Origin of the sequence: Paenibacillus sp. IHBB 3054, assembly GCF_051594305.1 — a bacterium.
In the GTDB taxonomy this organism is placed as follows: Bacteria; Bacillota; Bacilli; order Paenibacillales; family Paenibacillaceae; genus Paenibacillus_AQ.
The window spans coordinates 1-26,523 of sequence record NZ_JBOFBG010000038.1 but is presented as its reverse complement, the minus strand read 5'-3'; the positions used below and the strand labels follow the sequence as shown (position 1 = coordinate 26,523).

General features: G+C 48.0%; 35 protein-coding genes. 5 read left to right on the top strand and 30 right to left on the bottom strand.

What is annotated here, in order from left to right; all coding sequences use genetic code 11:
- Positions 1-53: 53 nt before the first annotated feature.
- From ACQ76X_RS28320 to ACQ76X_RS28295, 6 genes are all read right to left on the bottom strand, one after another.
- A complete protein-coding gene (locus ACQ76X_RS28320) occupies positions 54-272 on the bottom strand; it encodes a hypothetical protein (RefSeq protein ID WP_438497140.1) in 219 nt (72 codons plus the stop codon).
- A gap of 199 nt (positions 273-471) precedes the next feature.
- Positions 472-750: a hypothetical protein gene (locus tag ACQ76X_RS28315; RefSeq protein WP_438497138.1), complete on the bottom strand. Its 279-nt coding sequence runs from the start codon at positions 748-750 to the stop codon at positions 472-474.
- Between the two features lie 13 nt (positions 751-763).
- Entirely contained in the window at positions 764-1,504 is a 741-nt protein-coding gene (locus ACQ76X_RS28310) for a DNA-methyltransferase (protein WP_438497136.1), read from the bottom strand.
- 80 nt (positions 1,505-1,584) lie between these two features.
- Positions 1,585-1,917 carry a hypothetical protein gene (locus ACQ76X_RS28305; protein ID WP_438497134.1) on the bottom strand — a complete coding sequence of 111 codons (333 nt, stop codon included), beginning with the start codon at positions 1,915-1,917 and terminating at the stop codon, positions 1,585-1,587.
- The gene (locus tag ACQ76X_RS28300; RefSeq protein WP_438497133.1) at positions 1,914-2,351 is read right to left on the bottom strand and encodes an ASCH domain-containing protein; all 438 of its coding nucleotides are present in this window, start codon (positions 2,349-2,351) and stop codon (positions 1,914-1,916) included. Before ACQ76X_RS28300 ends, ACQ76X_RS28305 begins: the two co-directional genes overlap by 4 nt.
- A complete protein-coding gene (locus tag ACQ76X_RS28295; protein ID WP_438497132.1) occupies positions 2,348-2,611 on the bottom strand; it encodes a hypothetical protein in 264 nt (87 codons plus the stop codon). Before ACQ76X_RS28295 ends, ACQ76X_RS28300 begins: the two co-directional genes overlap by 4 nt.
- Before the next feature lie 97 nt (positions 2,612-2,708).
- Here ACQ76X_RS28295 and ACQ76X_RS28290 point away from each other — a divergent pair, with 97 nt between their 5' ends.
- The gene (locus ACQ76X_RS28290; RefSeq protein ID WP_438497131.1) at positions 2,709-2,921 is read left to right on the top strand and encodes a hypothetical protein; all 213 of its coding nucleotides are present in this window, start codon (positions 2,709-2,711) and stop codon (positions 2,919-2,921) included.
- 73 nt (positions 2,922-2,994) lie between these two features.
- Here ACQ76X_RS28290 and ACQ76X_RS28285 read toward each other — a convergent pair whose 3' ends face one another.
- From ACQ76X_RS28285 to ACQ76X_RS28210, 16 genes are all read right to left on the bottom strand, one after another.
- Positions 2,995-3,663 carry an HNH endonuclease gene (locus ACQ76X_RS28285; RefSeq protein WP_438497130.1) on the bottom strand — a complete coding sequence of 223 codons (669 nt, stop codon included), beginning with the start codon at positions 3,661-3,663 and terminating at the stop codon, positions 2,995-2,997.
- A gap of 184 nt (positions 3,664-3,847) precedes the next feature.
- Positions 3,848-4,180, bottom strand: coding sequence for a hypothetical protein (locus ACQ76X_RS28280; protein WP_438497128.1), 333 nt, complete (start codon positions 4,178-4,180; stop codon positions 3,848-3,850).
- Positions 4,181-4,232: 52 nt separating this feature from the next.
- Positions 4,233-4,940 carry a hypothetical protein gene (locus tag ACQ76X_RS28275; protein WP_438497127.1) on the bottom strand — a complete coding sequence of 236 codons (708 nt, stop codon included), beginning with the start codon at positions 4,938-4,940 and terminating at the stop codon, positions 4,233-4,235.
- Positions 4,941-4,942: 2 nt separating this feature from the next.
- Positions 4,943-5,359 carry a replication terminator protein gene (locus ACQ76X_RS28270; protein WP_438497125.1) on the bottom strand — a complete coding sequence of 139 codons (417 nt, stop codon included), beginning with the start codon at positions 5,357-5,359 and terminating at the stop codon, positions 4,943-4,945.
- A gap of 95 nt (positions 5,360-5,454) precedes the next feature.
- Complete coding sequence (locus ACQ76X_RS28265; RefSeq protein WP_438497124.1) at positions 5,455-6,012, bottom strand: Holliday junction resolvase RecU; 558 nt, start codon at positions 6,010-6,012, stop codon at positions 5,455-5,457.
- Positions 5,975-6,154: a hypothetical protein gene (locus ACQ76X_RS28260; protein ID WP_438497123.1), complete on the bottom strand. Its 180-nt coding sequence runs from the start codon at positions 6,152-6,154 to the stop codon at positions 5,975-5,977. The genes ACQ76X_RS28265 and ACQ76X_RS28260 overlap by 38 nt, the downstream gene beginning before the upstream one ends.
- A 235-nt stretch (positions 6,155-6,389) precedes the next feature.
- Complete coding sequence (locus ACQ76X_RS28255; RefSeq protein ID WP_438497122.1) at positions 6,390-7,340, bottom strand: DnaD domain protein; 951 nt, start codon at positions 7,338-7,340, stop codon at positions 6,390-6,392.
- Positions 7,333-7,728, bottom strand: coding sequence for a hypothetical protein (locus ACQ76X_RS28250; protein WP_438497121.1), 396 nt, complete (start codon positions 7,726-7,728; stop codon positions 7,333-7,335). Before ACQ76X_RS28250 ends, ACQ76X_RS28255 begins: the two co-directional genes overlap by 8 nt.
- Positions 7,728-8,126, bottom strand: coding sequence for a hypothetical protein (locus ACQ76X_RS28245; RefSeq protein ID WP_438497120.1), 399 nt, complete (start codon positions 8,124-8,126; stop codon positions 7,728-7,730). Before ACQ76X_RS28245 ends, ACQ76X_RS28250 begins: the two co-directional genes overlap by 1 nt.
- Positions 8,116-8,631 carry a hypothetical protein gene (locus tag ACQ76X_RS28240; RefSeq protein ID WP_438497119.1) on the bottom strand — a complete coding sequence of 172 codons (516 nt, stop codon included), beginning with the start codon at positions 8,629-8,631 and terminating at the stop codon, positions 8,116-8,118. Before ACQ76X_RS28240 ends, ACQ76X_RS28245 begins: the two co-directional genes overlap by 11 nt.
- Positions 8,603-8,938 (bottom strand): hypothetical protein, encoded by a 336-nt coding sequence (locus ACQ76X_RS28235; protein WP_438497118.1) that lies wholly within the window; start codon positions 8,936-8,938, stop codon positions 8,603-8,605. Before ACQ76X_RS28235 ends, ACQ76X_RS28240 begins: the two co-directional genes overlap by 29 nt.
- A complete protein-coding gene (locus ACQ76X_RS28230; protein WP_438497117.1) occupies positions 8,908-9,201 on the bottom strand; it encodes a hypothetical protein in 294 nt (97 codons plus the stop codon). The genes ACQ76X_RS28235 and ACQ76X_RS28230 overlap by 31 nt, the downstream gene beginning before the upstream one ends.
- Before the next feature lie 12 nt (positions 9,202-9,213).
- The gene (locus tag ACQ76X_RS28225) at positions 9,214-9,957 is read right to left on the bottom strand and encodes a Rha family transcriptional regulator (protein WP_438497116.1); all 744 of its coding nucleotides are present in this window, start codon (positions 9,955-9,957) and stop codon (positions 9,214-9,216) included.
- The gene (locus ACQ76X_RS28220) at positions 9,954-10,145 is read right to left on the bottom strand and encodes a hypothetical protein (RefSeq protein ID WP_438497115.1); all 192 of its coding nucleotides are present in this window, start codon (positions 10,143-10,145) and stop codon (positions 9,954-9,956) included. The genes ACQ76X_RS28225 and ACQ76X_RS28220 overlap by 4 nt, the downstream gene beginning before the upstream one ends.
- Positions 10,146-10,160: 15 nt before the next feature.
- Positions 10,161-10,388 carry a helix-turn-helix domain-containing protein gene (locus tag ACQ76X_RS28215; protein ID WP_438497114.1) on the bottom strand — a complete coding sequence of 76 codons (228 nt, stop codon included), beginning with the start codon at positions 10,386-10,388 and terminating at the stop codon, positions 10,161-10,163.
- Between the two features lie 120 nt (positions 10,389-10,508).
- Positions 10,509-10,724, bottom strand: a complete 216-nt coding sequence (locus ACQ76X_RS28210) for a helix-turn-helix transcriptional regulator (RefSeq protein ID WP_438497113.1) — start codon at positions 10,722-10,724, stop codon at positions 10,509-10,511.
- A 95-nt stretch (positions 10,725-10,819) separates the two neighbouring features.
- Here ACQ76X_RS28210 and ACQ76X_RS28205 point away from each other — a divergent pair, with 95 nt between their 5' ends.
- The 3 genes from ACQ76X_RS28205 (at position 10,820) to ACQ76X_RS28195 (ending at position 12,919) form a co-directional block, all read left to right on the top strand.
- Entirely contained in the window at positions 10,820-11,203 is a 384-nt protein-coding gene (locus ACQ76X_RS28205; protein ID WP_438497112.1) for a helix-turn-helix domain-containing protein, read from the top strand.
- Positions 11,204-11,221: 18 nt separating this feature from the next.
- Positions 11,222-11,629 carry an ImmA/IrrE family metallo-endopeptidase gene (locus tag ACQ76X_RS28200; protein ID WP_438497111.1) on the top strand — a complete coding sequence of 136 codons (408 nt, stop codon included), beginning with the start codon at positions 11,222-11,224 and terminating at the stop codon, positions 11,627-11,629.
- 81 nt (positions 11,630-11,710) lie between these two features.
- Positions 11,711-12,919, top strand: coding sequence for a tyrosine-type recombinase/integrase (locus ACQ76X_RS28195; protein ID WP_438497110.1), 1,209 nt, complete (start codon positions 11,711-11,713; stop codon positions 12,917-12,919).
- A gap of 67 nt (positions 12,920-12,986) precedes the next feature.
- Here ACQ76X_RS28195 and cymR read toward each other — a convergent pair whose 3' ends face one another.
- Positions 12,987-13,406 (bottom strand): cysteine metabolism transcriptional regulator CymR, encoded by a 420-nt coding sequence (gene cymR, locus ACQ76X_RS28190; protein ID WP_038595549.1) that lies wholly within the window; start codon positions 13,404-13,406, stop codon positions 12,987-12,989.
- A gap of 312 nt (positions 13,407-13,718) precedes the next feature.
- Between cymR and mnmA the strand changes: the two genes are divergently transcribed.
- Positions 13,719-14,840, top strand: coding sequence for a tRNA 2-thiouridine(34) synthase MnmA (gene mnmA / locus ACQ76X_RS28185; protein WP_076109144.1), 1,122 nt, complete (start codon positions 13,719-13,721; stop codon positions 14,838-14,840).
- Between the two features lie 167 nt (positions 14,841-15,007).
- On the opposite strand, the gene ACQ76X_RS28180 is transcribed toward mnmA, so the two are convergent.
- The 7 genes from ACQ76X_RS28180 to ACQ76X_RS28150 all read right to left on the bottom strand — a co-directional run.
- Positions 15,008-16,849 carry an oligopeptide ABC transporter substrate-binding protein gene (locus ACQ76X_RS28180; RefSeq protein WP_438497109.1) on the bottom strand — a complete coding sequence of 614 codons (1,842 nt, stop codon included), beginning with the start codon at positions 16,847-16,849 and terminating at the stop codon, positions 15,008-15,010.
- A gap of 20 nt (positions 16,850-16,869) precedes the next feature.
- A complete protein-coding gene (locus ACQ76X_RS28175) occupies positions 16,870-17,775 on the bottom strand; it encodes an ABC transporter permease (RefSeq protein WP_076109146.1) in 906 nt (301 codons plus the stop codon).
- Positions 17,776-17,802: 27 nt separating this feature from the next.
- Positions 17,803-18,765, bottom strand: coding sequence for an oligopeptide ABC transporter permease (gene opp4B / locus ACQ76X_RS28170; RefSeq protein WP_076109147.1), 963 nt, complete (start codon positions 18,763-18,765; stop codon positions 17,803-17,805).
- 5 nt (positions 18,766-18,770) lie between these two features.
- The gene (locus tag ACQ76X_RS28165; RefSeq protein WP_438497108.1) at positions 18,771-19,706 is read right to left on the bottom strand and encodes an ABC transporter ATP-binding protein; all 936 of its coding nucleotides are present in this window, start codon (positions 19,704-19,706) and stop codon (positions 18,771-18,773) included.
- On the bottom strand, positions 19,693-20,709 hold the full coding sequence (locus tag ACQ76X_RS28160) for an ABC transporter ATP-binding protein (protein WP_342436878.1): 1,017 nt from the start codon (positions 20,707-20,709) through the stop codon (positions 19,693-19,695). The genes ACQ76X_RS28165 and ACQ76X_RS28160 overlap by 14 nt, the downstream gene beginning before the upstream one ends.
- Positions 20,710-21,054: 345 nt before the next feature.
- Entirely contained in the window at positions 21,055-24,039 is a 2,985-nt protein-coding gene (locus ACQ76X_RS28155) for a glycoside hydrolase family 48 protein (protein ID WP_438497214.1), read from the bottom strand.
- Between the two features lie 31 nt (positions 24,040-24,070).
- A partial coding sequence (locus ACQ76X_RS28150; RefSeq protein ID WP_438497107.1) for a glycoside hydrolase family 9 protein occupies positions 24,071-26,523 on the bottom strand: 2,453 nt, incomplete at its 5' end.

The following is a 26,523-nucleotide window of genomic DNA, read 5'->3' as shown; positions in this document are numbered from 1 at the left end:
TATCCTCCCTTAGTGGGAGAGGAGGGCTGTATACCCTCTCTGTCCCTTTATCTTTAATCCAGTCCCCAAACCTTGTCTTTTCCGCAGCGCAGGCAATAGCTGTGCCAATGGCCTTTTTTATTGACTATCTTATGTCCTATTAATTTGCAGATGATTTTACGCACAATACATACAACCTCCTTCACCGTGTCTTCGGATTGTTCATTATTCTCTACTTCTTCCTTTGCAGATTTCTCTATCTGCGTTACAACCTTTGCATGGGTCTTTGCCATCGTTAGTCAATAGCCAAACCATTGTCCCATCTAGCATACAAGTAGGTGGGACGTACCCCTGTTGTATACACATACTCTTATACAGATCACTCATTTTCCATCCTCCTATTTTAATTGCATTTTGCCTCTACTCTGCCTTTGGGAGAGGAGGGTTACTCCTACTCCCTTAATGATCTGAATGATCTCTTACGGCTCGCGCCTATTCGGTCGTTACGGGGGCCTGTCGGCCAAGCGCATCATATGCTACCTTTTCTATACCTGATAACGCTTCTCCGTTTTGAAACGTATACTTGTCAACATAGTACTGTCTGCCTGCTAGGTATTTTTCATAATATTCTTGTGCTTCATCAGCGCTTGAATATCGTCTTGTATCCTTAGCAGTTGGTGAATTATTGAGATAACTTCGGAAGCCACTCGTTAAAATAAAAGGTATGGTTACGTATCTCCCTTGATTTGTTTTAATGACCCACTTTTCCAAGTCATTCGCCTCCTTAGAATAATGTTAGTTGCATATTCCTTAACCGACTCAACCCGTCTGCAGCATGCCGTTCATCCCGTTCAATGGCAATGTAATTCCTTCCGGTCCTCACAGCTGCTAGGGCCGTTGTACAGCTGCCAGCACAGTTATCTAATACTGTTTCTCCCGGATTGGTATAGGTGCGTATGAGGTATTCACACAGCTCTACAGGCTTCTGATTCGGGTGTATGCGCTCTGGATCATCGTTGTTCACTACTGGATAATAAAGCACGCTGCGCGGGTAACGATCGGTTGAACCTGCCGGGTTGGACCATGGCACACCATTACCATAAACTGATGATCTGTGGTTGTTAGTCGCTGCATTCATTGGTTTGTGTCCTTGGCTCATTTGAGCGCTATAAGTCGGTGGACGTTTGTAGAATACCAGAATGTTTTCGTGAGCCTGCAGCGGCATCATCCCTTTATTCAAGTGGCCGGTTGCCTTATTCTTCTCCCAGATCCATTCATACCGGAATAATCTCATGTTGCTGGCGGCAAGAGCCTTATCAAACGGCGCTTTAGCAAATAGCACGATTGCCCCGTTATCCTTGATGATCCTTTCATATGCCGACCACAACCGATCAAACGGCAGAACCGAATCCCACGGGCTCTGGGTGGTGCCATACGGTAAATCACAAAGAATCATATCCACACTGCCTGTCTCTATATCCGGGAAAACATCGAAGCAATCTGCATTAATGATCTGGTTCAGCATGGCGACCTCCTATTCTCGTGCCCCCATCATCGTGATATATGCCGCCTCTGCCCTCTCAAATGGGATGTGCTGTACCTGTGTCATGGCTGTTTCTTCCCTTCCTTATTTCCTAGGGCTGCCCAGGCTAATTCCGGCTTACCAAGCTCATACCATCCTAGTGCCTCCCGTTGCCGGGCTATGGTCTGTTGTGCCTCTGCTAACTTACCCCTGAGTCGTTCACATTCAGCGAAATAGGAATCAGAGTTCCCTTCATGTACGGACGATGTTATCTGCGTTCTCCGGAGTTGTTGCTCTGCCTCTTCTAGAGCAGCCAGCAACTCCTTTGTGACTTTCCGCAATGTGTGCCAATCTATTAGTTCGCTTGCCTCAAACAGTGCTTTGATCTCTTCTATCCTTTCTGGTGTCATGCTCATGGCTGTAACCCTTCCCAGTTCCATAGACTGAGTTGACCCTTGGCTGGGATCGGCTCCGGCAGCTGCTTTACGTTCCCTAGTTCCCAGGCATAACGCCCGGGGGTGAAATCCCCAAAATCGTATTCCGGAGAATATACTCGCTCACCGTTTTCGAGGATGTACCCATCTGTCCATGTCTCTACCGACTGAATGCAGCCTTTGAGATTAGCCGTACCTATTACTGAGCCAGTGGGCAGCATGCTTATACTTAAAATTCCGTTCCTGACTAATGCCGCTTTGATTTCAGGTTCGAGGCAGGCGTCACGGTCCACCTGCTTGCCGGCATGGATCGCCAGTTCACCGCGGTGCTTCGTCTGCCAGCCCCGGGTTTCAAATCGTTTCTCGCCAAGCGCTATCAGCGTTGCCCAGGGCTGTTTTATGGTTATAGCCTTCATGCCTTTGCCGCCTCCCCTTCAATAACTCCGGCGCCATGCAGTTTGTACAGCCGCTGGAACGTAGTTAACTGGCAAGTGGTCGGACCTGAGGGTCGCATGTATTTCACTGTTTTCTCCGTCACTTCAAGCACCAATCGTTCTACCTGCTGTCTTCCTGCCGGAGCGAAGATATAGGTATTTCCCGGTACAACCGTAGGAGCCGTCAGCTCCTTGACTCTCTGTTTGATCTTTTTGCTTGTGGAAGCTTTTACTCTGCTCATACTGGTTATGCCTCCCTTAAACTAAAAATTTGTCACCAACAAACTAACCTGTGAATAAGCTATCTCCATATGAATTTGAGGAAGGATGTTGAATTAATTGTTACGTTCAGACCCCGTGTATCAAATTTTGAAATTGCTTGAAGAAGAAAAAGAACTTTACTTCAAGCAAATAGGAATTGATGAAAGAGACTTTAATATTGCACTAAAACATATTCACGAAGCCGGTTATGCAAACAGCAATGGAATAACTCAATCTGGGCTTGACTACATCAAGGGTTATGAAGATAGAGTTAAATATGACCAGCAGTGAGTTCCAAATTCTTTATGCCTGCAGCCAAAAGGTTGCGGGATTTATTTGTTTCTTACGTTGTTATATGAATAAATTAATCCTCAAATCGGTCATGCGGATGAAAAGCTCCCTGCGCAGCATAGCCATTAAGAGAGTCCGTCAATAAACCGGTGAAGGTCTGCAATTCGTTTACTGACATCATTTCGATAAACCGCCACTCGTTTGCCCTCAGATCCCGGCCAGCTGCCGTTGATATCAGATCCACAACCGGTGCAAGCTTATGACGCTGCTCTGCTCGCTCTCGCTCCGCCCGTTCAATGCCGGCCAGTTTCTGGCAGTGCTCTTCCCAATCCTGTTCGTCATACCAAAAGTATTCGCCGAATTTATCATAATGGACTGAAATCCAGTACTGCAGCTGCTCTTCGTCCGTTTGGATAATGTCGTGACATATTCCACACAGCCTGAGCCCGTTCGCTTTGACTCCTCGGCCCCGCCGTCCCCGCGGCATAACATGATGGGTAGTTGTTGCCGGAGCCGCCTTGCAGCACTGACAGATACCTTCTGATTCTTTGATAAGTTCCTTTACTACTGCAGCCGGAAACTCTGCACGACTGGCTGAGCTCTTTCCCGGTCTGTGATTTTCAAAAAGCTTCTGCTTATGCTCAGGTACAGGCTTTCGTCCTTGATGCCCCCGCCCTAGGCTGTTGTACTTTTTTACTTTTTCTTGCTTCTGCGGCTTGGGGAAAGTTCGGTGAGGCTCCACTATTCCCACCTCCTGATGTAGGTTTTATATTTTGGTTTAATTTTGAAATTCACTAGAGCATATCTCCGTCCGGTTCGCCGGCTTATCTCTTCTGCTGCCTGGCGCCGGTAGATTATATGAGCTCCTTCATCATGTAGCACTGCATATAGTTCTCTGACCGTTGCTAATCTCCAGCTAAAATCCTTCATGTTATTATCACCGGCCTTTGCCGTTTTAACCATCGGTCTTCATAATAGGTGCTCTTCTTCAGGTCCAATTGTTCAGGCAGTCTAAGATAAAAAGGCACATATCTGTAATCGTCTTTGATTTCAATCCGGTATATAAAAGCAACGGGATACTCGCGGTCCTGCACTGGGGCTCCCAGCGCGGCGCAGCGTCTTCGAGTCAGGATGATTCCATCCAATGGTGGCTCACCGAACCACCTTCCAGTTAAAGCGCCCGGCGCGTCCGGTACAAAGCAGGCAACTCCGGTATCCATCATTTCATTCCTGGTATATCTCCCTTTCTGATCTGGCATGATGATCTCCCCTTTAAGGGTGGGGCAGCTGTAGCCGCCCCGATATAATTGATTAAGCGATAAGAACGATCTTGCCGTCTTTAATTTCTTCTTCAAGAGCATTCAGCAGGTAAGCCCTGATTGTATCCATTGCTTCAACCTTCCAGGCGCCGCCGTCCGCTTCAAACAGCGCTGCATATGGTCCCGTCTTCATCCGAAAAACAAACAATGACTGCGGCTGCTGTACTTCTATGAAAGTCCGATATGGCATAAGAACGGCAGGATTCGGGACCGGAACAGTAGCGACTGTGGCAATCCCCGTCTTTGCAGTAACTTGTTGAGATACTCCATCATCACCCAGAGATTGCACCGCTTCTTCCTTGATGTTCCCGACCACCTTCAGTAAGTCCGCACGGGTATCATTCGGGTGGAACAGTGACTGCAGTTGGATATTGAACTCCTCGACTTCTGTCCACTGTCCGAAGCGAATTGTTGGCAGTAGAGCCTCGGCTTCAATGTACGTTTTCCGGGCTTGGTCATTATTAAAACCACTGAACGCCGTAACTTTAGTCGGGCTTTCCACATGGACCATCAGCGCTCCGGGTTGATCGTAATCAGATTTCAAGTAATCCACAAAGCCCGACAGGCTTCTTACTGTTAATGCGGCTGGAGTTGGCTGTCTAAGTAAAGTCAGTGGTTGGTTAGAAAATGTTTGGCCGTTCTCATAAACTGTTTCTTGTGTTCCCAGACCGATAAGGTATTGCAGTGCTTCTTTAATCATGATTAGTCGCCCCCTTGGAATTTACGTTGTAGGTATGAAACATTGCTTTCGGCTTCGTTATTTTTGATTTTCTCCCCGGTGTCGTCCGCAAGATCACCGTCATTATCCATCATCAATTGATTCTTGACCCCAGAAGCCAATTCCGCAGCTACAACAGTTCCGTCACCCTCTATCCCAAACATGAGTTTTGTAGCAATGCCGTATGCCGGAGCCAAGCTTGGTTTCACATCAACACTGACAAGAGCAATTTCCCTTTCTTGATCAGGTTTCAGAGTAACTGTGATAGTAACTTTGCGGGTTGCTTTCCAGTCCGTGTTAGGATCTTGTATATTCTCGGCTACTTTTTGAAATTCAAGATTAACCCGTTCCCCTACACCTCCACCTGCTAACATTCCAATATTGATATCCGTTTTCTTCATGTTGTCTGACCTCCGTATGTTATAATTTAGCTTCATGAGCACACCAGTTCTATTTTTGGCTGCGGCGGTGCGCGGTCCCGGATCATATCCGGCCCCTACGCTTTTGCCGGGAACCAAAGTTTATCAACAGCAGCTAGGTAATCGACTGGAACGCGACCGTTCCGTATCTCGTAACCCTCAATTTCAAAATCGTCTATTGATATACTCTTGCGGCCACCTGGACGTTGGGATGCCTGCTTGAATGCTCTTAAGGCGGGAAAGGGTAGGAGATACATTTTCCGATTACGTACAAAGCTGACTAGGATAAAGGCGATTGATCCATGCTTATACGACTTTTCCAGGTGTTCATACTGGTGTTTCTCAATCCTATTTAGGTCTAGCCGAGTAAGGTCCGTTACTTCCTTGGCTTCAAAATCAATCCGGCGGTCGCGGTAGATCCCGTCATAATCAACGGTGGAAGGCTTCTCGAATACCGCCAAAGTAATGTATTGCCCTTTTCGCTCAAGCACTTTAACCGGGGTAGGACGCTTATTGATAACAGCCCTGTCCTGGGCTTCGTACATTTCGTTACTGAGGTCAATGTGACCCTCAAACACCATTCCGCGGTTCCCGTAACTAGTGGGAATTTGCTTCTTTCTTGTTCTTACGCCCATGCTTACCACTCCCCTCTGTAGGCTGGTGCGTCTGAAGAACATAACGCTTGTCGTCGATCATAAGGACACTTGGCAAGTCTTTATGGACTTTAGCCAATGTGACGATTTTCTTGTATTTCTTACCGACCTCATATTCTGTCATTAGACTGCCATCCCTCCTCTATCAAGCTTGCAGCTTCAAATCCCGTTTGTTGTATTTCCAAAACGGAGTTTTATGCCGAATCCGTATGAATGTTTCACGTTCGCTCTGCAGCAGTTGCCAGCATAATAAGAAATTTGCTCGTACCAGATTTCCTCCCGGCAGTCTCTGCATACTGGAACTGTCGCCCAATAAGTGGATGCCGGCTTACAGCAGTTGGGGACTGCGCATTGATTTCTCATCTGTCATCCCTCTCCCCTCTATCCCGTTTTTCTTGGCGGCGCTTCTCCTCCGCTTCTTTCTTTGCCTGCAGCTCCGCCATTAGCTTTTTTTGTAAAGCGATATCTTCAGGAGTGGGGCCATCCGTTGAAGACTTAACGATTTCGATCTGAGGTTTGCCACTGTAACCCCCGCGGTTCCCTCTGTTGCCTGTTTGCTCAGGTGGTTTGTCCCTCGTCCAAGGTTCATCTATTCCAAAAGCCTTCCAACGTTTGAGAATGCCTTGCACATAGCTCATAGTCCGTATTCCAGCAAAAACGGATTTTTTCATTGCTTCGCAGAGCCAACGTTCGCTATAGTCCTTAATAAAATCATTAAGTTGGTCTTTGATCACATCACTGATGGTGCCGAATCCTTCATTTTCGAACATCTTGAAAGCATCAGAGATCGGGGGAAGAGGACCACCACCATAAAGGTATTCATCTTCTTCGGAAACGGGTGGAGCCGCGGGACCGGGCTCAGTTCCTTTCTGTTCTTGTTCTGTTCCGTTCCCTTCAGTTAAGTTCTCTTCAGTTCCCTTCAGTTCAGTTCTATTCAGTTCAAGAGGAATGTTTGGGGCATTCCCGGAATTTCCCGGAAAGTCAGGGAATTTCGATTTAGTTCTTTTATGCAAACCTTGCTGATGTTTCTCAAATTGTGTAATTTCAATGACCTGCTCCTCATTGACCTTATACCAGCGGATCAGTCCTTGATCGCTAAGCCGCTGCAATGAATCCCCAATCTCTGCCTTGGATTTATCAAGCAAAGGTACGATTAGCGCTTTTACTTTTATAGGCGCTCCAGCAAGCCGTCCAAAATCGTCAGCATGTGGAATCATCCAAGTGAACAGCAACATATCGAAATAGTCCGGAAGATCATTCACTTTTTCTGATATAGAGATTACCTTTGAAATCATTCGTTTCTCAGCCATCGCCAACGCTTCCTTTACTTTCCTTGATGTTCTGACGATTTCCGGGAATTTCCGGGAGAATCCCGGTATCCATAAAAGCGCATTTATGACTGCAATAATGTCTCTTTTTAAGCATAATTTTCTCTTTCCCGTCAGGAATTGTATTGTCGCATTCTGGGTTTGAACAATACCACGGCCGTTTTAATCTTCGGGGGTTCCTTGATTTTTCAGGCTTTGATGGTTTTTCATCATAGGCTTTCAATTCCTCAAGAAGTTTTTTAATCTGACCTGCTATTTGAGCTGAAGGGATGCCATATAATCGGATAACATCTGCCTGCTTCCTGTACTGCACATTCAAAGCCTTGCGTAATCGATGGCGTTCTGAGGGGTTTTGAACAACGCACTTCATCAAATCCCACCTCCTATATTTCTTTTTTCCCGATTAGCCCTTAGATGAAGTTCAAAAAGCTGCTGTAACACTGCTTCATGCTCGTTTTTCCACATTATTCTTTCTTCCTGAGCAGTAGCCTCTAACATCCTTAATTCCTCAATTGCAATCTCGGCGCGCGTCGCTTTATCTCCAGGTCCTGGCTCTAGCTTCGCGCGAGCATACGTAGACTTGCGGAGGGCATAAATACGCCAGTATTCGCCCTCTCGTATCGCCGCTACACGCCCCATGAGCATATGAGCTTCCGTTAAAAGTTCAATCTTTAATGAGTCTGCACCGGGAGCGTCGCCGTCGATCTGATTGGCCTGAGCTCTTAACTTCTTAATTTTGTTGATATGCCACTTAACATCAATGTCCATGTTCATGCTCCCTGGATAGAATAACTGCGTAACAGTCATAATTGCAGCATGTGATTCCGGCCGGTAGCCGGAGGACTCTTTCCCCTGCCGCCATGACGCTGTCACAGGCCGGACAAGCAGATTCCTCCGGATTGTCTATCAGCAATGGCTCTATCTCTGCTAAGGCTGCCAATTGATCTTGCAGGCGTTGCATCTCCATTTTGTAAAAGAAAGGCGTTACGTCATAACAAAACCTATCAGGCCTGCGCATAAGATCCCTGCGTTTACGTATCTCCTTGGCAATTTCAATGACCCTTAATTGTGCATCAGTGAGCTCAATGCGATCAAAATCTATTTCTGTTTGTGGATGAATATAGGCGATCACCTTTACGACAGCCGAAAGGTATGAATTACTCCAGATAACTCCTTCATCCCGTGTGAAGAAATAATTATCATAGAGAGGTAAGGTGTAAGGAGTTACTGAAGGGTGCTCATGCTTACGATATATGTCTGCATATGAATGCATTGCGTTCACCCTCATTTCGTGCTAAACTGTCGGTAATATAATTAGTAAAGTCAGTGTTCAGTCTGCCGGGGTAGGATCCGGTGGACTGTTTTTCATTTGCAAAGATTAACGCTGTGCGCTCGTGCTGCTTACGGACCTCGCCATCCCAAAGATCAAGAAGCTTGTCTCTCAGCCGGCGCTGCTCTTTTGAAGCATATTCGGCGATCTTCAGGTCCACTTCACCGCCGCGCAAGTGTGCGTCCTGCTGCACCTGAAGCCAATACGTCATTTCCTCTCTTAAATCGCGCTCAATGAGTTTTTTGTCCAAGATTCCTCGTCCTCCCATGATTTCGGTTGTTCCGCAATTGCTTCATTCAGCAAGAATTTACCGAACTTATTCAAAATCACGATTGCCTGCGGATCCCCAAATTCATCAGTGCCTTCAAGCCAGATGCCGCGAAAATCCTCTTTAAACGTCAATTTAAGGTTTCTTTCAATCACTTCGCCGGTCGTTACATCCGCAGCGGTAATTCTGATTTCATTTGCAAGAAAACCACTTCTAGTCACATACGGGACCAGTTCGATTGCCAATGTAATCCCTCCTTAATTCATGGCTCCTATACTGAGCTCTTTTACGATAGTGGTGTAAATCTCTTTCAACCGCGGTTCCGCCTCGATTACATCCAGTCGGTTTGCTTCTTCAACTTTGGTTTTAGTAGCTCCCGATTCCCGCAGGCGCTCCTTGAGATTCGTCAGACGACGGTCCAGGTCGCAATGCCCGCGTTGCTCAAGCATTTGATAACTAAGAGTCCGCATATCCCTATAGGACGTCCCACGGCGCATTACAGCCCCGTTAAGCAGGCCAGTCATCTTGTTCCGCCAATCTTCATCCCGGGCAAGCAGTGTCTCCTTGACGATGGCAAACTGCCGATCCGTATTGTCTTGCCGTTCTTCAAGTTCATTCTGTCGTTGCTCAGTTTGGATGAGCATCTGCAGCAATGGACTGAAATTTGATAAGTCCGTTTTTCTTCCGGCCTGCTCGTATTCCTCAAACCGCGAAACATATGCCGCGGTAAACAAAGTACCTTTTTCACCAGGCATCTTATTCGCTACCATGTCGCACCCCTTACGAGTGAGCAAGAAGCAAGGTAATGTCCGGCCAGTGCCGTCCTGGTAGGTTGATTCGATAAAGAATTCACTGAGGGAGAAAGCTCCCTTAGTAAGATGTTCCATATAATTGCGGATGCTTTTCATCAAATCGTTATGAGGTCTATCAACCATTTCAGCTACGTCCCGACTATCTACAAGCAGCCGGCCGCTTTTGTTGATTATCTGCAGTTGATTCATGTTGTCACTCCTTCCGGTAAATCCATAGAGGTTATATATCTTACCTCCAGATCATCTATGATTCGGAGCATTCCCAAGTTGTCCATATGCTGACGGCGGCATCGGTCGATGAAATCTTGCAATTGTTCTGGAGTACACCCACGATTAAAGCAGTCTTTCATGACATCGATGAATTCTATTTCTTTCATTACACAAGCCACCTCCTAAGCTTGTTTCGTATCTTTTTGATGCGTACTCCATTCATTACCTGATACAAGGCTTTCTTCGTATTCCAAAAGCCACTCCCGTTTGATTTTCCAATGCTTTCCTTGCTTATAAGCATTGAGCTTTCCCTCCTTTATCCGGTTAATAATCGTGTACTTACTAACCTTCAAGTAATCAGCGGCATCTAAAACATCCAGAGTTGGTCTTAATGAATCTATGTTAAGCATTTATAATCACCTCAATTTTGGATAATTTAATTATCCAATTTAAATAAATAAAAAATTAAATATTGACCGTGATAATTTAATTATCTATAATCAAAGACAGATAATTTAATTATCGCTTTGTTACACTTCTAGCTTTTCAAAGAAGTCAGGAAACAAAGATTCAGCGGGCTCTTCGAAATAATTCGCGAGTCGGAACATCAAGTCTCTTCCCGGAGTGAATGTTCCATTTTCAATCATACGCAAGTAAACGTTGGAAATGTTGTTAGCTTCTGCGACTTTTGCCTGAGTACCCTTTTGCTTACGGAGCTCAGTGAATCGTACGCGTTTCTTTTTCATTCAGGCTGTACCTCCTTTCGGTAATTTGATTATACGGATAATTTAATTATCCGTCAAGGGAGAAATGGATAATTTATTTTTTGGAGGCGAACCACTTGGCGATCGGTAAAAAACTGATTGAATTAAGAGAAAGAACAGGATTAAGCCAGTATGAAGTCGCTGAAAGATTAGGTATACAGCGTGCTCGTTACAATTCATGGGAGCAGGATATTGCGAATCCCAGAACACCAATGATCATCAAGATAGCTGATTTTTTTGAGGTTGATCCAAATGAGCTACTTGGACATAGCGCACCGATTCCCGGATGGGCCACTTCAAAAGATAAACGGGATTTTCGAAAAATGCTTGAAGAGGATGGAGAGTTAATGTTCGACGGGTTACCTATGGACAAGGAGGACCGCGAAAAAATCCTTCGTGTAGTAGAAGCAGTCTTCTGGGATGCGAAAAAGAAAAACAGACGAAAACCCATTGATGAATAATCGAGGTGGTGCAGCCAATTGCAACAAATAGTGAAGGGTCTTGTACAAAAGTTTGGAACAAATGATCCGTTTGAAATCGCCGAACACCTAAATATCGAGATCTGGTACAAAGATCTCGGCAGGGGTACGCGTGGAATTTATATTAAGAAATTATGGCGGAGGTATATCATAATTCATGAGGACTTGGATGAGTCTTGGGAAAGATTCATTTGTGCTCATGAATTAGGTCATGCACGCTTGCATAAAGGTATCAATCGATTTTTTTTAGACGAACATTCTTTTTTTCATGCCGGAAAATTTGAGACGCAGGCAAATAGGTTTGCCATCGCTTTACTGACACATGGGGTTATTCCTGATCCAGACGAAAGTAGGGAAACCTATTTACACCGTTGCTCCGTTCCTTTCGAACTACATAAATTTTTCTAGTAGCCTCCGCGCTTTCCAGCCGAAAGGTTGATTAAATATACCCGAAACAAGAACATATGTTTGATTAAAGGGGGTTGTTGGATGAAAAAGGTAAATAAGTTTCCGAAGAGTATCCGCGAACGCGATGGAAAGTACACTTACCGTTACAGAGTACCTACTACAAAGATTGTTAATGGGAAGGAGATTAAAAGTAGTAAAATGAAAGAGTCTCCGCGCTTCGATACTATTCAGGAAGCCGTTGACTTTGGAATCTTGATTCAAGCTCAGAAGGTTCAAAAAAAGCTGAAGCATATGGAAGTCCTCACCTTAAGCGCTTGGAGTAAGACATGGTTAAAGCAGTACATTCTGGAGCGTGAGCCGACGGGCAACACAATAAAGAGCAGGCAATACGGAATGAAAGTTGTCTTGGCGGAGTTTGGAGGGCTTGCCTTGAATGAATTGACACCGAGTCAATATCAGGACTTCCTATACAATTTGAAGTCAAATGGAAAAAGCCGCAGTACGATCACGACAATTCATACTGCAGCTTCACTTATATTCGAGCACGCCAAAAGAAACGGACTTATAGAATCTGATCCAACTAACGATGCCGTTATTCCCAAAGAAAAGAAAGTGGAGAGAAAGAGGGGAGAAAAAAAACAAGTCCTTCCCAAATTTCTTGAGAAGAACGAATTAAAAGCTTTTATGCAGTTGAGCAAATTTGTTCTCACGACCAACATATGGGCTTTGTTCGTTGTCTTAGCCTACACGGGCCTGAGAATCAGCGAAGCAGCCGGTCTCCAATGGGAAGACATTGATATGAAGAAAAGAACAATTGATGTAAACAAACAGCTATACGGTTCAAGTGTACGAAACTACTCTTTCATTCCGCCAAAAAATGATCAAAGTGAACGAGTGATAAGTTTCGGAGACACCGTAGCTAAGGCACTTGAGCTACTGAAAGAGTGGCAGCAAGAAGAACGCTTGTCCGCGAAGTTTTTCAACCCGAATGATGATTTTTTGTTCTGGTGTCCATCCTTACCAGGTTATCCAATCGCGGTCACCGGTGTTGGAAAAATTATGAGTGCGGTACTTGAGATGGCCGGGCTTCCACCTAATCTTACACCGCACAGTCTGCGTCACACTCATGTCTCGCTTCTCGCATCTAATCCGCGCGTAGGTCTGCCAGAAATTCAGGCTCGCATTGGGCATAAGAGTAACTCTAAGGTAACTGAACTGATCTATCTCCACGTTACAAAGCAGCGTCAATTTGAAATCGCAGACGACTTTGAATGGGCTATTAATCAATAAAGTGTGGGTAATTTGTGGGTAACGTTTTTCAAAAATCCCTTTGAAATCAACGGAATTTTAGTTCCTGTTAGATATAAAACATATAGTTGTCAGCCTTGCTTTCTTCCTTATAGTTGATTAAGTCGGACAATGTGGTGGAATCCAGCACATCGGCAATGCTGTCGCGGATGCGCAACCAGAGGTCGCGTTTTGCCGGATCATCTTCTTCTGTAAAATCAACTGGCGATATGGGGCCTTCCAGCACACGGATAATATCGCCGGCTGTAATGGTGATGGATTCGCGTGAAAGGATATAGCCGCCGTAAGCACCACGAATGCTCTTCACAAGCCCTGCGTTGCGCAGTGGGGCAATGAGCTGTTCCAGGTAATGCTCGGATAGTCCGTTTTTCTCGGCGATGCTTTTAAGTGAGGTTGGACCTTCGCCAAATTTCAGGGCAAGCTCCATCATAATGGTTAATCCGTAACGTCCTTTTGTCGATATCTTCAAGGGGCACCTCTTTCGGTTTAGTTGCTGATAGAATCATAATCCATTGTTACGACATGAGATATGTCATATCAAGGTATTCCGATGTTTGCTCTCAGCTTATGTTATCATATTTATGGACATATTTGGAGCCAAAAACGTAACTTTTCACATGAATGTTCGCCAGTGGTGGACAAATTGTCAATTTTAACGTCTTTTCTGCTGTATTTTCCCGTCCTCACGGGCAGTTTAAGCTGGACAGGTGTGTTATAATACAAAATGAGCCGGGTGTTTGTATCATAACCGGTATTTTTTGCATAGAAAATGGTGATTACGATGACAAAGGCAAACCAGGACACACGTGTCGTCGTCGGCATGTCCGGAGGGGTCGATTCCTCCGTTACGGCACTTCTGCTGAAGCAGCAGGGCTATGACGTCATCGGTATCTTCATGAAGAACTGGGACGACACCGATGAGTTTGGCGTATGCACGGCCGAGACTGACGCAGAGGATGTCCGCCGCGTGTGTGAGCAGATCGATATTCCTTACTATACCGTTAACTTCGAGAAGGAGTACTTTGATAAAGTCTTTTCCTATTTCCTCGATGAATATAAGGCCGGACGCACACCAAATCCGGATGTGATGTGCAACCGCGAGATCAAATTCGGAGAATTCCTGAATAAGGCACTACAACTGGGCGCCGATTACGTGGCTACCGGGCATTATGCACGGGTCATTCAAGAAGACGGCAAGTTCAAGCTGCTGCGCGGCGTGGACAGCAATAAAGACCAGACCTACTTCCTGAACGCGCTGAGCCAGTACCAGCTTTCCAAAGCGATGTTCCCGATCGGACATCTGCCAAAACCTGAAGTACGGAGAATCGCCGAGGAAGCCGGATTGTACACAGCTAAGAAAAAAGACAGCACCGGCGTCTGCTTCATCGGTGAGCGTAACTTCCGTGAATTCTTAAGCCAGTATCTGCCTGCCCAGTCCGGAGACATGGTCGATATCGCCACAGGCGAGGTGAAGGGCCGCCACGAGGGCCTGATGTACTATACGCTGGGCCAGCGCCAGGGGCTGGGAATTGGCGGCTCCGGCAATGGTGAGCCGTGGTTTGTGGCTGAGAAGGATCTGGACCGCAACATCCTGTATGTAGTCCAAGGGGACAAGCACCACAGCCTCTACTCCACCAGTCTGATCGCCTCCGGGGTCAACTGGATAGACGGCCTTACCCTTACGGATGCACCGCTGAAGTGCACCGCCAAGTTCCGCTACCGCCAGCCTGATCAGGGCGTAACACTGACAGCACAGGAAGACGGTACCGTGCATGTTGCCTTCGATGTGCCGCAAAAGGCGATCACGCCGGGCCAAGCTGTTGTCTTCTATCTGGACGAGGAATGCCTTGGCGGAGGCACGATTGAAGCTGCAGAGAAGGTAGTACCGCAGCCGCAGCAATAAGAACCGAATGAACGCACCTAAAAACGGCTGCTGACCATACCAAGGTCGGCAGCCGTTTCTATATGGCTAAAGCGATAGCGTTTAGCCATATGTGTATACAAAAACCTCCTTGCGACTGTAAAAGCCGCAAGGAGGTTTTGAATTACAGGTTGCTAAATCCCCGAAAATTACTGTGCAGCAATCCCCTTGTCGGCGGACAGTGCAAGCTCATTTTTGTAAATACCCGTTCCATCGCCAATAGCGTAATTCAGAACGCGGTTATTAACCGGAACGAGTTCTGCACGATAAAGGGTTGGGAATACAGGAATCTCGTCAACCATCAGCTGCTGCCACTCTTTGTAGATTTCTTTGCGCTTCGCTACATCAAATGCTGCTTCCGATACGCCTTCTTTCATTAGGCGGTCGCTTTCTTCACTTGCGTAACGCGGGAAGTTGTAGATAGCGTCGCGGCCATACAGTCCTTGTGGATCCACGTCGATACCGACTGTCCAAGCGCCTTGGTATACATCAACAGAAGGATCATCTTCACCATTGGAACCTACGCGGTCATAGAAGGTGTTGAACTCCACCATTTCCAGCGTTACATTCAGACCGATGGCTTTCCACGACTGCACATAATATTGGGCCAGCGGCTCAGCGATATCCGAACCTGTCATGGAGATGAAATTGATCGTCAGCGGTGTGCCGTCCGGATTGGTACGGAATTCTCCGTTAAGTTTATAGCCTGCATCATCCAGTGTTTTCTTTGCTGCTTCCTGATCAAACGTTACCCCAGGATTGCTGTCATCATGGAATTCGGGATGGGATGGCGGAATCAGCGTAGTCGCGTTCCAGCGCAGACCATGATAGAATTTCTTGCCTACAGCATCATTATCAACCGCCTGCCACATCGCCTTACGCAGAGCTACATTGCCCATCTTCGCCTTCGGATCTGGAGCAACCACTTTTTTGGTTGCGTCCCATTTGCCAAGCTTGAAGCCAATGTAAGTATAGGCACGGTCAATTGCTCCAAGGTATTCAACGTTGGACAATTTAGAGTTATCAGGGAACTGGTCAATCGGGAAGCTGTCGACCAAATCGATATTTCCGGCTTTCAGCTCCTGCACAACCGTAGTCGGTGGAATTACTTTCAGGACAACCTTATCCAGCTTCGGAGCGCCGCGCCAGTAGTCGTCATTCTTGACAAATACTACGGATTCACCAGGTACAATGCTTTCTACTTTAAATGGACCGAAACCAATTGGTTTTTGACGGACCTCAGGGGAAGCGGAAATTTTGGCTACATCCATATTTCCGAAAATATGTTTAGCCAGCGGATAAATCCAGATACTTCCTGTCAGCAGGGATGGAGTGGATTTCACATAAGTGATTTCCAGTTTTTTCTCACTAAGTACTTTGATTCCGGAAATGGTCTTTGATTTGCCGGCATGGTAGTCTTCCATACCTACAATATTAGTGAAATCAGAGCCGTAACGAGGGCCATCATAGGCCGGATTACCAATAACTTCATGGGCAAACAGCCAATCTTCGGCAGTAACAGGCTTGCCGTCATGCCAGTTTACATTGTCATGGATGGTAAAAGTGAAGGTACGTCCATCTTCAGAGACTTCATAGGTAGCCGCCCCGTCATTGGTATACACATAGTTCTTATCCCAGGTCAGCAAGCCTTCGTCAAACCAGTCCAGCACCTGAGAATCCGGAACACCGGAGGAGAAATTGTAGTTCAAAGTTCCTTCAAAGGGAGTATCGGATACAAGGCCAAAGTTGAGTGTGCCGCCTTCAATGGCTTCACCCTGGTTCGTCTTAACATTGCTGAAATCTGCGATGTTGTACAGCCCGTCTTCTGCTGCCGGTGCTGCAGTTGGAGCAGTTGTAGCAGCTGCATCTGTCTTGGCTGTTGCCGAAGGCTCAGCCGCTTCGTTGTTGCCTGAGCCGCAGGCCGTAACCGCAAGCGTCAGGACAAGCATCAATGTGAAGAGCATGGTCTTGCCAGAGTTTCTTTTTCTCATTCTTGTTTCTTCCTCCCTTATTATCCTTTTCTTTGTCTTGCATCCGTCGCACGCTTAAGCGCCTGACCGACATTATTTATACTCAACATCAATACCAGGATCAGCAGTGATGCGGGTAACCATATCCACCATCTCGATTGCAGCGTCTGCGGATTTCGGGCATAGCTGACCAGCGTCCCCAGACTAGGCGTGCTTTCAGGAAAACCGAAGCCGAGAAACGAGAGTCCCGACTCCAGGCCGATGTTGGCGGCCAAATTCAGCGTCATCGTAACGATAATGATGGAGCTTAAGTTCGGCAGTACCTGGTTGAACATAATCTTAAGATGGGAGGAGCCCAGCGTTCTTGAGGCCTGGACGTATTCCAGTTCCCTCTCCTGCAGTGTCTTCGAGCGTATTAGCCTCGCGATGCCCATCCATAGAAATGCCGTCATGATCAGTGAAAAGGACAAGGTATTATATTTGGGAACCGCCGTAACAAACGCGATGACAATCATCAGCATCGGCAGGATCATAAAGAAATCCACGAAACGCATAAAGATATTATCGACGAATCCACCGAAATAGCCGGAGATCAGACCTACCAGAATACCGATAACACCCGTCATCAGAGTGACCATAATACCGATACTCAGCGAGTTGCGCGTACCGATAATGAGCTGGCCGAACACATCGCGTCCGCCGTAATCGGTGCCCAGCCAGAATTTAGCCGAAGGCTTCTCATATAAGGCGAACAGATCGACGGTTACAATCTGCTTTTGATCCAGAAACAGGGCGATGCCAAATACTCCGCATACAACTACACCTAGAAAAATCAGGGAGACCAAAGCCAGTTTATCTCTGAAAATTTCCTTCCAGAGGATTCTCCATCCGGATGGGCTCTTCTCCATATCCTGCGGGAGCGACAGCTCAGCGCTTGATTTTGCCATTACATTCACCTCAACAAGTTCTGATCATTATTTAATCCGGATACGGGGATCAACAATGCCTAATATGATGTCCGAGAGCAGGGATCCGATGATTTGAGCAATCCCATACAGCAGCACAAGTGCCGTTACAACGGTGAAATCACGGATAACGATGGAGCTCAGGAACAACTGGCCCATGCCGGGATAGCTGAAAATACTCTCTACAAAGATGGTACCGCCAATCAATCCCGTAAGCTCATACCCGAAAAAAGCGGCAATCGGCAGGAGGGAGTTGCGTAAGATGTGGCGGTTGTACACCCGTGATTCCGAGGCGCCTTTTGCTCTTGCCGTAAGGATAAAATCCTTCTGCTTTGTATCAATGATTTCGTTCCGCAGATATTGGACCGTCCCGACGGTAGTAATCAGCGCGATGGATATGGCCGGAAGCAGCAAATGATATAACTTGCTCAGAATGTAACTCATCGTCCCGGGGACCTCGCCCGGTGATACGCTTCCTCCGGTAGGGAACCAATGAAAGTAGAAACCAAACATCCAGAGCATAACCAAGGCTACGATAAACAAGGGGGCCGCAAAACCGACATAGGTATATCCTGTAATCAACCGGTCGCCCCAGGTGTCATTGAAACGTCCGCTAATGATGCCGAGCGGTATTGCAATTAAATAGGTAATGACCAGAGTCGTCACAGATAACCACACCGTGTTCATCAGCCGCTGGCCAATCAGCTCAGTTACCGGCATTTTAAAGCGGAAGGACTGGCCCATGTCTCCCTGCAGGGCATTAGTGATCCAATCCCAATACTGGATGTACCACGGATCATTCAGGCCGAGCCGTTCCCGCATCGCTTCAATGGCGGCCGGATCAATGTTCGGATCGAGCATACCGGTGAGCGCATCTCCGGGCATGGCTTTGGCCATAAGAAATACCAGAATGCTGAGCAGAAATACTTGAGGGATCATAATCAATATTCTTCGTGCAATAATCTTCCACATACGTCTCAACCTTTCTCGGGCATGGCCACCAAATGGGTATCGGAAATGGGTTGTAAAGGATAAGCTAAACCGTCATTGTCAAAATAATTCCGGTAGGCTCCCTCGTACTCCTCACTTACGGACTTGCGGAACCGGGTCCGTTCGTTACGCTGCAATGGGTCAATGTCCGGGATTGCGGCAATCAGACGTTTCGTATAAATATGTCGCGGATTGTCAAAAATATCCTTAGGTGTCCCCTGCTCAACATGACGTCCCTTGTACATAATGCCGATATGATCGCACATATGTCTGATGATTCCGAGATCGTGACTGATAAATAGGTAGGTTAAATTCAATTCCTTTTGGATGTCCTGTAAAAAGTTAAGCACTTGTGCCTGAACCGAGACATCCAGCGCGGACACCGGCTCGTCGGCGATGATCAGCTTGGGCTTCAGCGCAATCGCCCTGGCGATTCCGATCCGCTGACGCTGTCCGCCGGAAAATTCATGCGGATATTTATAAATGTTGTCCGGACTCAGGCCGACCTGCTCCAGCAGCTCCTGAACCCTCCGTTTCTCTTCCTGGGGGGACTGTTTGTCGAAATTACGCAGCGGCTCAGCGATGATGTCGAGCACACGCTTCTTGGGATTGAGCGATGAATAGGGATCCTGAAAGATCATTTGAACGTCGCGGCGGACATTGTTCAGCTTGCGTGAGTTCTTCAGGGCTAAATCGGCGCCTTCAAAAAGAATGCTGCCGCCCGTAATCTCGTTCAGCCCGATAATCGCTCTTCCTGTCGTTGTCTTACCTGAGCCGGATTCACCGACTAATCCGTAAGTCTGCCCGGCCTCAATGGTGAAATTGACCCGGTCGACCGCCTTTACCTCACCGACCGCTCTGCTGAATATGCCACCTCTAATCGGGAAATGAACCTGTAAATCCTTAACTTCAAGCAGTGCCATGGCTGTCAGCCTCCTCAACGCTCTCGGGGAAATGAAAATGTCTGTAGCAGGTGCAGCGGACCAAATGACCCGGAGCGATTTCGTGCAGCTGTGGATTCTCCTCATGGGCTGATTCATCAATCCATGGGGTTCTGGCAGAGAAACGGCAGCCCGTACGCGGCAAGTTTTTGAGCGACGGGACGATTCCCTGAATCACATGCAGTCTGGACTTCGCTTCCTTGACCGTAGGTATCGAATTAAATAAAGATCTTGTATAAGGATGCTGCGGGTTGGAGGTCAGCGTATAAATATCAGCAATTTCGACAATTTGCCCGGCGTACATAACAGCCACGCGATCTGCCATTTCACTGACTACGCCCAGATCATGGGTAATGAGGATAATTCCCGCTTGCATATCATTTTTGAGCTTCTTGATCAGTTCAAGAATTTGCAGTTGAATCGTTACATCCAGTGCGGTTGTTGGTTCATCGGCGATTAGCAGCTGTGGTCCGTTGGCGATTGCGATGGCAATAACCACCCGCTGCCGCATTCCGCCGGATAATTCATAAGGGTATTGCTGATATGTATGCTCGGGACGGGGAATTCCAACCTTGGTCAACAAATCGATGACCTTTGCTTTTCTTTGTTTCTTGGAGAGGCCGGAATCATGAAGGAGAAGTACCTCTTCAATCTGCCGTCCGATAATCATAAGCGGATTTAGTGCAGCCAAGGGGTCCTGGAAAATCATCGACATTTCCTTGCCGCGGACCTTATTCAGCATGCCTGGGGACATTTTGACAATATCCTGACCTTTGTAATACACATGTCCATCAATTTTTGCTTTGGTGTGCAGCCCTATTATTGAGAAAGCCAACGCACTTTTGCCTGATCCGGATTCTCCTACGATGGCGAGGATTTCGTTCTTCTTCACCGTGAGCGTCACATCATCAACCGCAGCGTAATATTCGTCTGCAATCTTGAAGGATGTCGTTAAATTCTCAATACGCAGCAAATCTTCACTCAAGTTCATCACCCTAACACTAGGATTTTTTTAGCAAGGAGCACCTATGTGATATACAGTAACCCTATCTATCAACTGCGAATTGCCTTTTAGGATTATATTGGAATTAATCCCTGAATGTTAGAGTTTATTCTAATTGACTTATGGTAAATTATCAATGATTTTTCCATAAAAAATTTTGTTGTGTTAAGTAACATGACAAATACGACAAAATTCGACTCATCGATTAGATTTTTTTGTCATATATTTTCACAGTTTCGTACATGAAATGTGATATTAATAACAAAGCCGCAAATGTCCCGGAGTATTGGGGATTTGCGGCTTTTCATTTTACCTTCTACTGCACTTTTAAGGCTCTAATCCCCAGACCAGCGTTCCATTCAGGTAGAGCGGTACACGTGCCCAGTCAGTGAACGAGGTTTTGGCCGGGTCGTAAGAATAATCGCCGATCTCGTTATAATTGCTCCAATCGGTTTTGTTGATCCGCAGCTGAATTTCACCGGTGTTGGCTCCGGGAGCTAGGCTGCCCGCACCCGCAGTGAAGGAGATCTCCACATAATAATCTGCCTCTGTCACAGAGGGAGTCAGCTTCACGAATGTTCCCTGCACATTGCCGCTGCCTATAGCGGCATAGTCTACATTGAACTGCTGCGCCTTCTCGCCGTCTACCGTGTAGTAGTAGCGCAGCTTTACATCCTTAAGTGCAACCGAAGTGTCCCCGCTGTTCACAATCCGCAGCTGCGGACGGAACTGGGCATCGCCCGGATTCGTATCATTGGTCCGATACTGCACGATCAGATCCCCCACAGGCGGCTCAGGAACCGCTGCTGGCTTGGCGCTGACCTCGGGTGAATTCGGGCTTGTTCCTACTTTGTTAGCCGCACTGACAACATAAAAGTAGGTCGTTCCATTGACTACAGAGATATCGCTGTAAGTGGCCTGGGTAACTACTGATACATCGCTGTAAGGACCTCCGCTGACAGTGGCCCGCTTAACCGTATAATTGTCGGCAGCAGTTACATTGTTCCAGCTAAGCTGTACAACACCGTCGCCGGCAACAACAGCCGGTTTGGAGGGCGCTTTCGGGGCAACGGGCTCGACCGGACCGCTGCTGTTGTTGATTAACCTGTCATATTCGGCATAGGCCGTGGCCATATCCACTTGGGACCAGAAGCGGTGATACGTAAATTCAGGGGCTCCATTCTCCCATTGCTTAGTGGCCGTATTATATGACGAATTATATTTGTTAAGCAGGTACTGCCAATCGGGATCATTCACAATATCCGGCCGGATGTCAGTATAGCTGGCGTAGACACCGTTTCCGCCTTTGGCAGGATCGGAAGGTACTGTCGCTGTTCCCGGAATCGTATTGCCTTGTCCAAAGGTACCCGTCCAGCCGCTTGGGAAATAGACCTCCTTGGTGAAGTAACGGGCATAATCGCCACGGCTCTCCTTAGTTGCTATTCCGACACCATCATTATATCCCCAGGCTGTATCCAGCAAGGATTTAGCCAGCTGCTGAGCCTTCCCGCCAAGCGCGGTATAACTGCCGTTTTCTGCCTCAGTACCTGCGGCAAAGAAGGTGAGCGCTTTGATATAGCTGCCGAGTACACCGGTATCCTGGCTCGGGCTCTTGGTGACTGACTTTAAATTGCTGTTGCCGTCACTGCTTGCAAAACTGGTCCAGGTATCCGGTTTCCCCTGCCATTCCACATTGCCCGGAATCCAGAATTCTCCCGGAGCAGCAACTGTAGCCACTTGGGGATTATCACCGCCAAGAATGCGGTTGCCCTGGCTGTCCAGATAATAGCCCTCTGCATCCGTAACCGGCCGGCTGCCTGCAAAGGCATAGTCCGTGGACCAGTCCACCCAGTTCTCCACCACCTGCTTGGCCATCTGGAAGTTCTCGGAGGTTGTGTCGCCGCTTGCAGCCAGAATGTAATACAGCTCGGCCACACGTTCAACACTCCAGGCCTGCATTCCGAACCAGTTGTTGGACGGCGGATCATGGTAGACAGGCGCGTCATCATATGCCATGCCGTAGAAGGTGCTTGTGCCGGCAGGATAAGCCTTATAAGCACCGTCGTAACTGTTCGTTGCTCCGCCGGCAATCGCGCCTTCGGCAGATTGCAGCCAGGTGTAGAACTCCAGCTGGCGCTTCAGCGAATTGCTCCAGTCCTGCCCTGCTGTTGCTGATGCCGGAACCAGACCGCCGTCCGGATTGGAAAGCGCATAGGCTGCCACGACATTCTGGTAACCCTGATGCGCATGGCTGGCGCCGATTCTCCAGGCCCAATTGCCGGTTGAACCAAGCCCGCCGCCCCAAGCGGTATACCAGGCAAGCAGGTATTGGTTGGAATCCTTACCGGTTCCCGCTTCCGGTGTGCCGTCAGCTGCGCTGCCGACCTTTTGGAAATACTTGTCGTACATGCCGTAACGGAGATAATCCCCCATTTTCTTGGCTTTATTCAGATAAACTGAATTATTATAGCCAAGCTCCTGGGCCCAGTACATAGCCTGAACTGCACGTGCATCTGCGTCGGTAGCATTGGTATAACGCCACTGTGCTGCAGGCGCATTGCTTTCTTTAGTGAACAGGCTCATAAAGCCCTCACCTGTCTTGCCGAATGATTTGTCGTCCTGGGACGGATGCGGGACAGCTTCCCACACCGATTCCTGTTCGCCCCTCTGGAATGTATTTACATAAGCGGCTGTATGTGTAGGATTCAGCAAGTTGCCGAAGCCGTACCAGTTGTCCACATCCACCAGCCAATGCATAAGATAGGTCTGGTTGTTGCCATAGCTTGCTTTCAGTTCGGAATCAAGCGGGTCTTTGCCTGCCGTGTACTTTCCGCTAAGCTGGCTTGGATACTGATCCGGCTGCGCATGCTCGGAAGCGTAGGTAGCCGGGCTGTTCGCATTGTAATAACTCATCGTCGGCTGCTCCTGCTTGCCGTCGCCTTCATTAACAGGGATAATGTATTTCTCCATGTTGTCCCAAGCCGTTTCCAGCTTGCTCCAGTCGCCAGTATGATGGCCATACAGCACCTCGAGCCACATCCAGTAGCTGTAAGCTTCCGAGGTGGTCATATGCCCGTAATCAGGCGCTTCGCTCATCAATGTCTCTACCGCATGGTAGGGAATGCCTTCAGCCGAGAAATAGCCGTTCGCCGGATCCTTTAGCTGAGCATATAATTGCAGAAATCGGGTCTCCTCCGCCGAAGCTGCCTTTGCAGTTCCGGGGCTACCAGTAAACAATCCGGTTATGAGTGAGAGAAACAGAATCGAGGCCATTATAGCGGAAATAGGCTTCTTGCTTAAGCTCAATTTCATCATTTTGGCTAGCTCCCTCTCTGTAGATAAATTATGGTTCTAAACCCCACACAAGTGTTCCGTCACGATATAGTGTCACCTTTTCCCATTCGGCGAAGGCAAGCTGCGTTCCACTGTAGGAATAGTCATTGCCCTCGCTATAATTCGTCCAGTCCTCTTTATTGGTGCGCACCTGAATTTCTCCGCTGTTCCCTCCGGGAGCAAGGCTTCCGGCACCTTCAGCAAAAGTGATCTCCAGATAGTAGTCCGCTCCGGTTAGGGCCGGATTAAGTCTTGAAAAGGAACCGCTTACATTTCCGCTGCCGACAACGGCATAATCGCAGTGGAATTGCTGGGTTTTGTCTCCGTCCACGGTAAAATAGTAGCGGAGCTTAAGACCACTCAGCGGTACCGCAGCAGTTCCCGTGTTCACAATCCGGAATTGCGGGCGCATCTGTCCGTCCCCGGGATTGTTGTCATTAGTACGGTATTCCACCCTTAAATCACCTTTTGCCGGAATAGGTGTTTCACGCGGCTGGGCACTAACCTGCAGAGATGGCGTACTCTCGCCAACACTGTTCGAGGCGGTGATTACATAATAATAGGTAGTACCATTAACCAGCCCGTTGTCGGAGTACACAGCCCCTGTTGTGCTTGCAACTACAGTGTAAGGCCCGCCACTCGTTACAGCCCGTTTAACTGTATAGTCCGTTGCCCCGCTGACTGTGTTCCATGACAGTTTTACGCTGGCGTTCTCAGCAACAGCCGCTACACCGGAAGGCCTTGCGGGCACATTCGGTTCACCCGGATGTCCGCCTCCGGGAGGCAGTTCACCGAACACAAGCACCCCGGCGTCGTATACCGGTATATACGCCGTTTTTACCGGAAGCGCTCCTCCCGTTGCCACGCCTTTGAATGAATAGTCATTTGTATTGTCCCAAAAGAGCGTGTTGAGCGGAGCGGCAATCCGGAACTGGACTTCCTTCCGGTAAGCGGATTGACCGCCCGGATAGATCGCAGTGCCGGTAAAATCAACCTTGGTGTAATAAATATGATGTTCTTCATCATAAGGCTGAAGTGCGGATACCGTTGCTCCCTGGTTGTAGCCACCGGCAGTGACCGTAATATCCTCCGGACCGTACCCTTCGGCAATTGCTTCGCTGAGGTCCAGATAATAATGGAAGGACATCGACTTGCTGACCCGTGCCGGCCAGCCGGAACGGTTGTTGAGCAGCGCCCGGATCTCTACAAAATTGCTGCCGCTGGCATTTACGGAAGCCTCGACGAACATTTCATCCTCAGGGGTCTCTGCCGCAGGAAACTGTGGTTGCGGCTGCTGCCCTTGCCCGTGGAGCAGCATCATTTTGGCCAGCGCCCCTGTAAAGGCGGAATTGTAGTCGGTTGCCACTTCATTCGAGACATAGTCGTTGATCGAATCAGTATACGTGTCCGTCTTGGATGGACCCCCGACCAGCGCTCCGTATAAAACGTGACGATGATCTGCCGGAGTAGACTGGCTGTCGCTCCATGAACCATGTGAGGTCCGGTGATGCGGATGCTGCGGCGAATTGTTGCCATATCCGATCACATAGCTGCTGTTCCGCGGGTTGTCGCCCAGCATATACGTAATCTGCCGTTCCGCGAAAGAACGGGCCGTTTCGCCTTTGACAGGGTCGCTTACCCAGTCCGCGTAAACAAACGCCAAAAATGCCTGGTTGGCGGCATATCTCAGGGCTCCCCACTGATCCAGATGTGCCAATCCTCCAGGTGTATAGGCGACCCGGTCGCTAGTCCCGCCTACGCCAGTTGTCCAATACTGCATGTTGCGTTCCGTAGATTGAATGAACTTAGCATCCCCGGTAATCCGTGACAGCAGCAGCTGCGCACCGTAATGCTTGTCATCCCAGGATTGTGTCCACTGGTAACCCCATAATCCCGATTGGTTCGTTCCCCACAGACTGCTTGCGGCTACTGCCTTATCCAAGTACGTCTGCTCACCGGTCGCCAAATAGAGCCATACACCGCCCCAGCTCAATTCATCGGCATAACCGCTCCATGAATTGTAATACTGCTTGACGTCGGTAATACTGTCCGAATAGGCGCCGCGGTAAGTGTCCGCAAATTGATACAGCTGTTTGGCATGCAGTAACAGCTTGTCCGCATAGACAGCATCCGAATCCCGGAAGATAATCGATGCCGAAGCCAGCGCCGCTGCGGTTTCTGCCGCCAGATCAGAGCCGGGATGAGTTGCATCAATTTTGTAGGAGGGCCGCTGCATTTGCATCACTTCCGCTGCTCCCCACCAATTATGGTCGGCCGTTCCGTTCCCTACCTGTCCCCATAGCTCATTTGGAGCTGTATGGGCTTTGACAAAATAGTCGGTAGCCCAGCGGATATTATCCAGAATCTCATCCAACTGGCCGGACTGCACGTAACCATCCTTGTATTCATAGACCGACCAGGCCAGCATCGTAGCTGTATAAGCCATTGGAAAACCAAATTTGA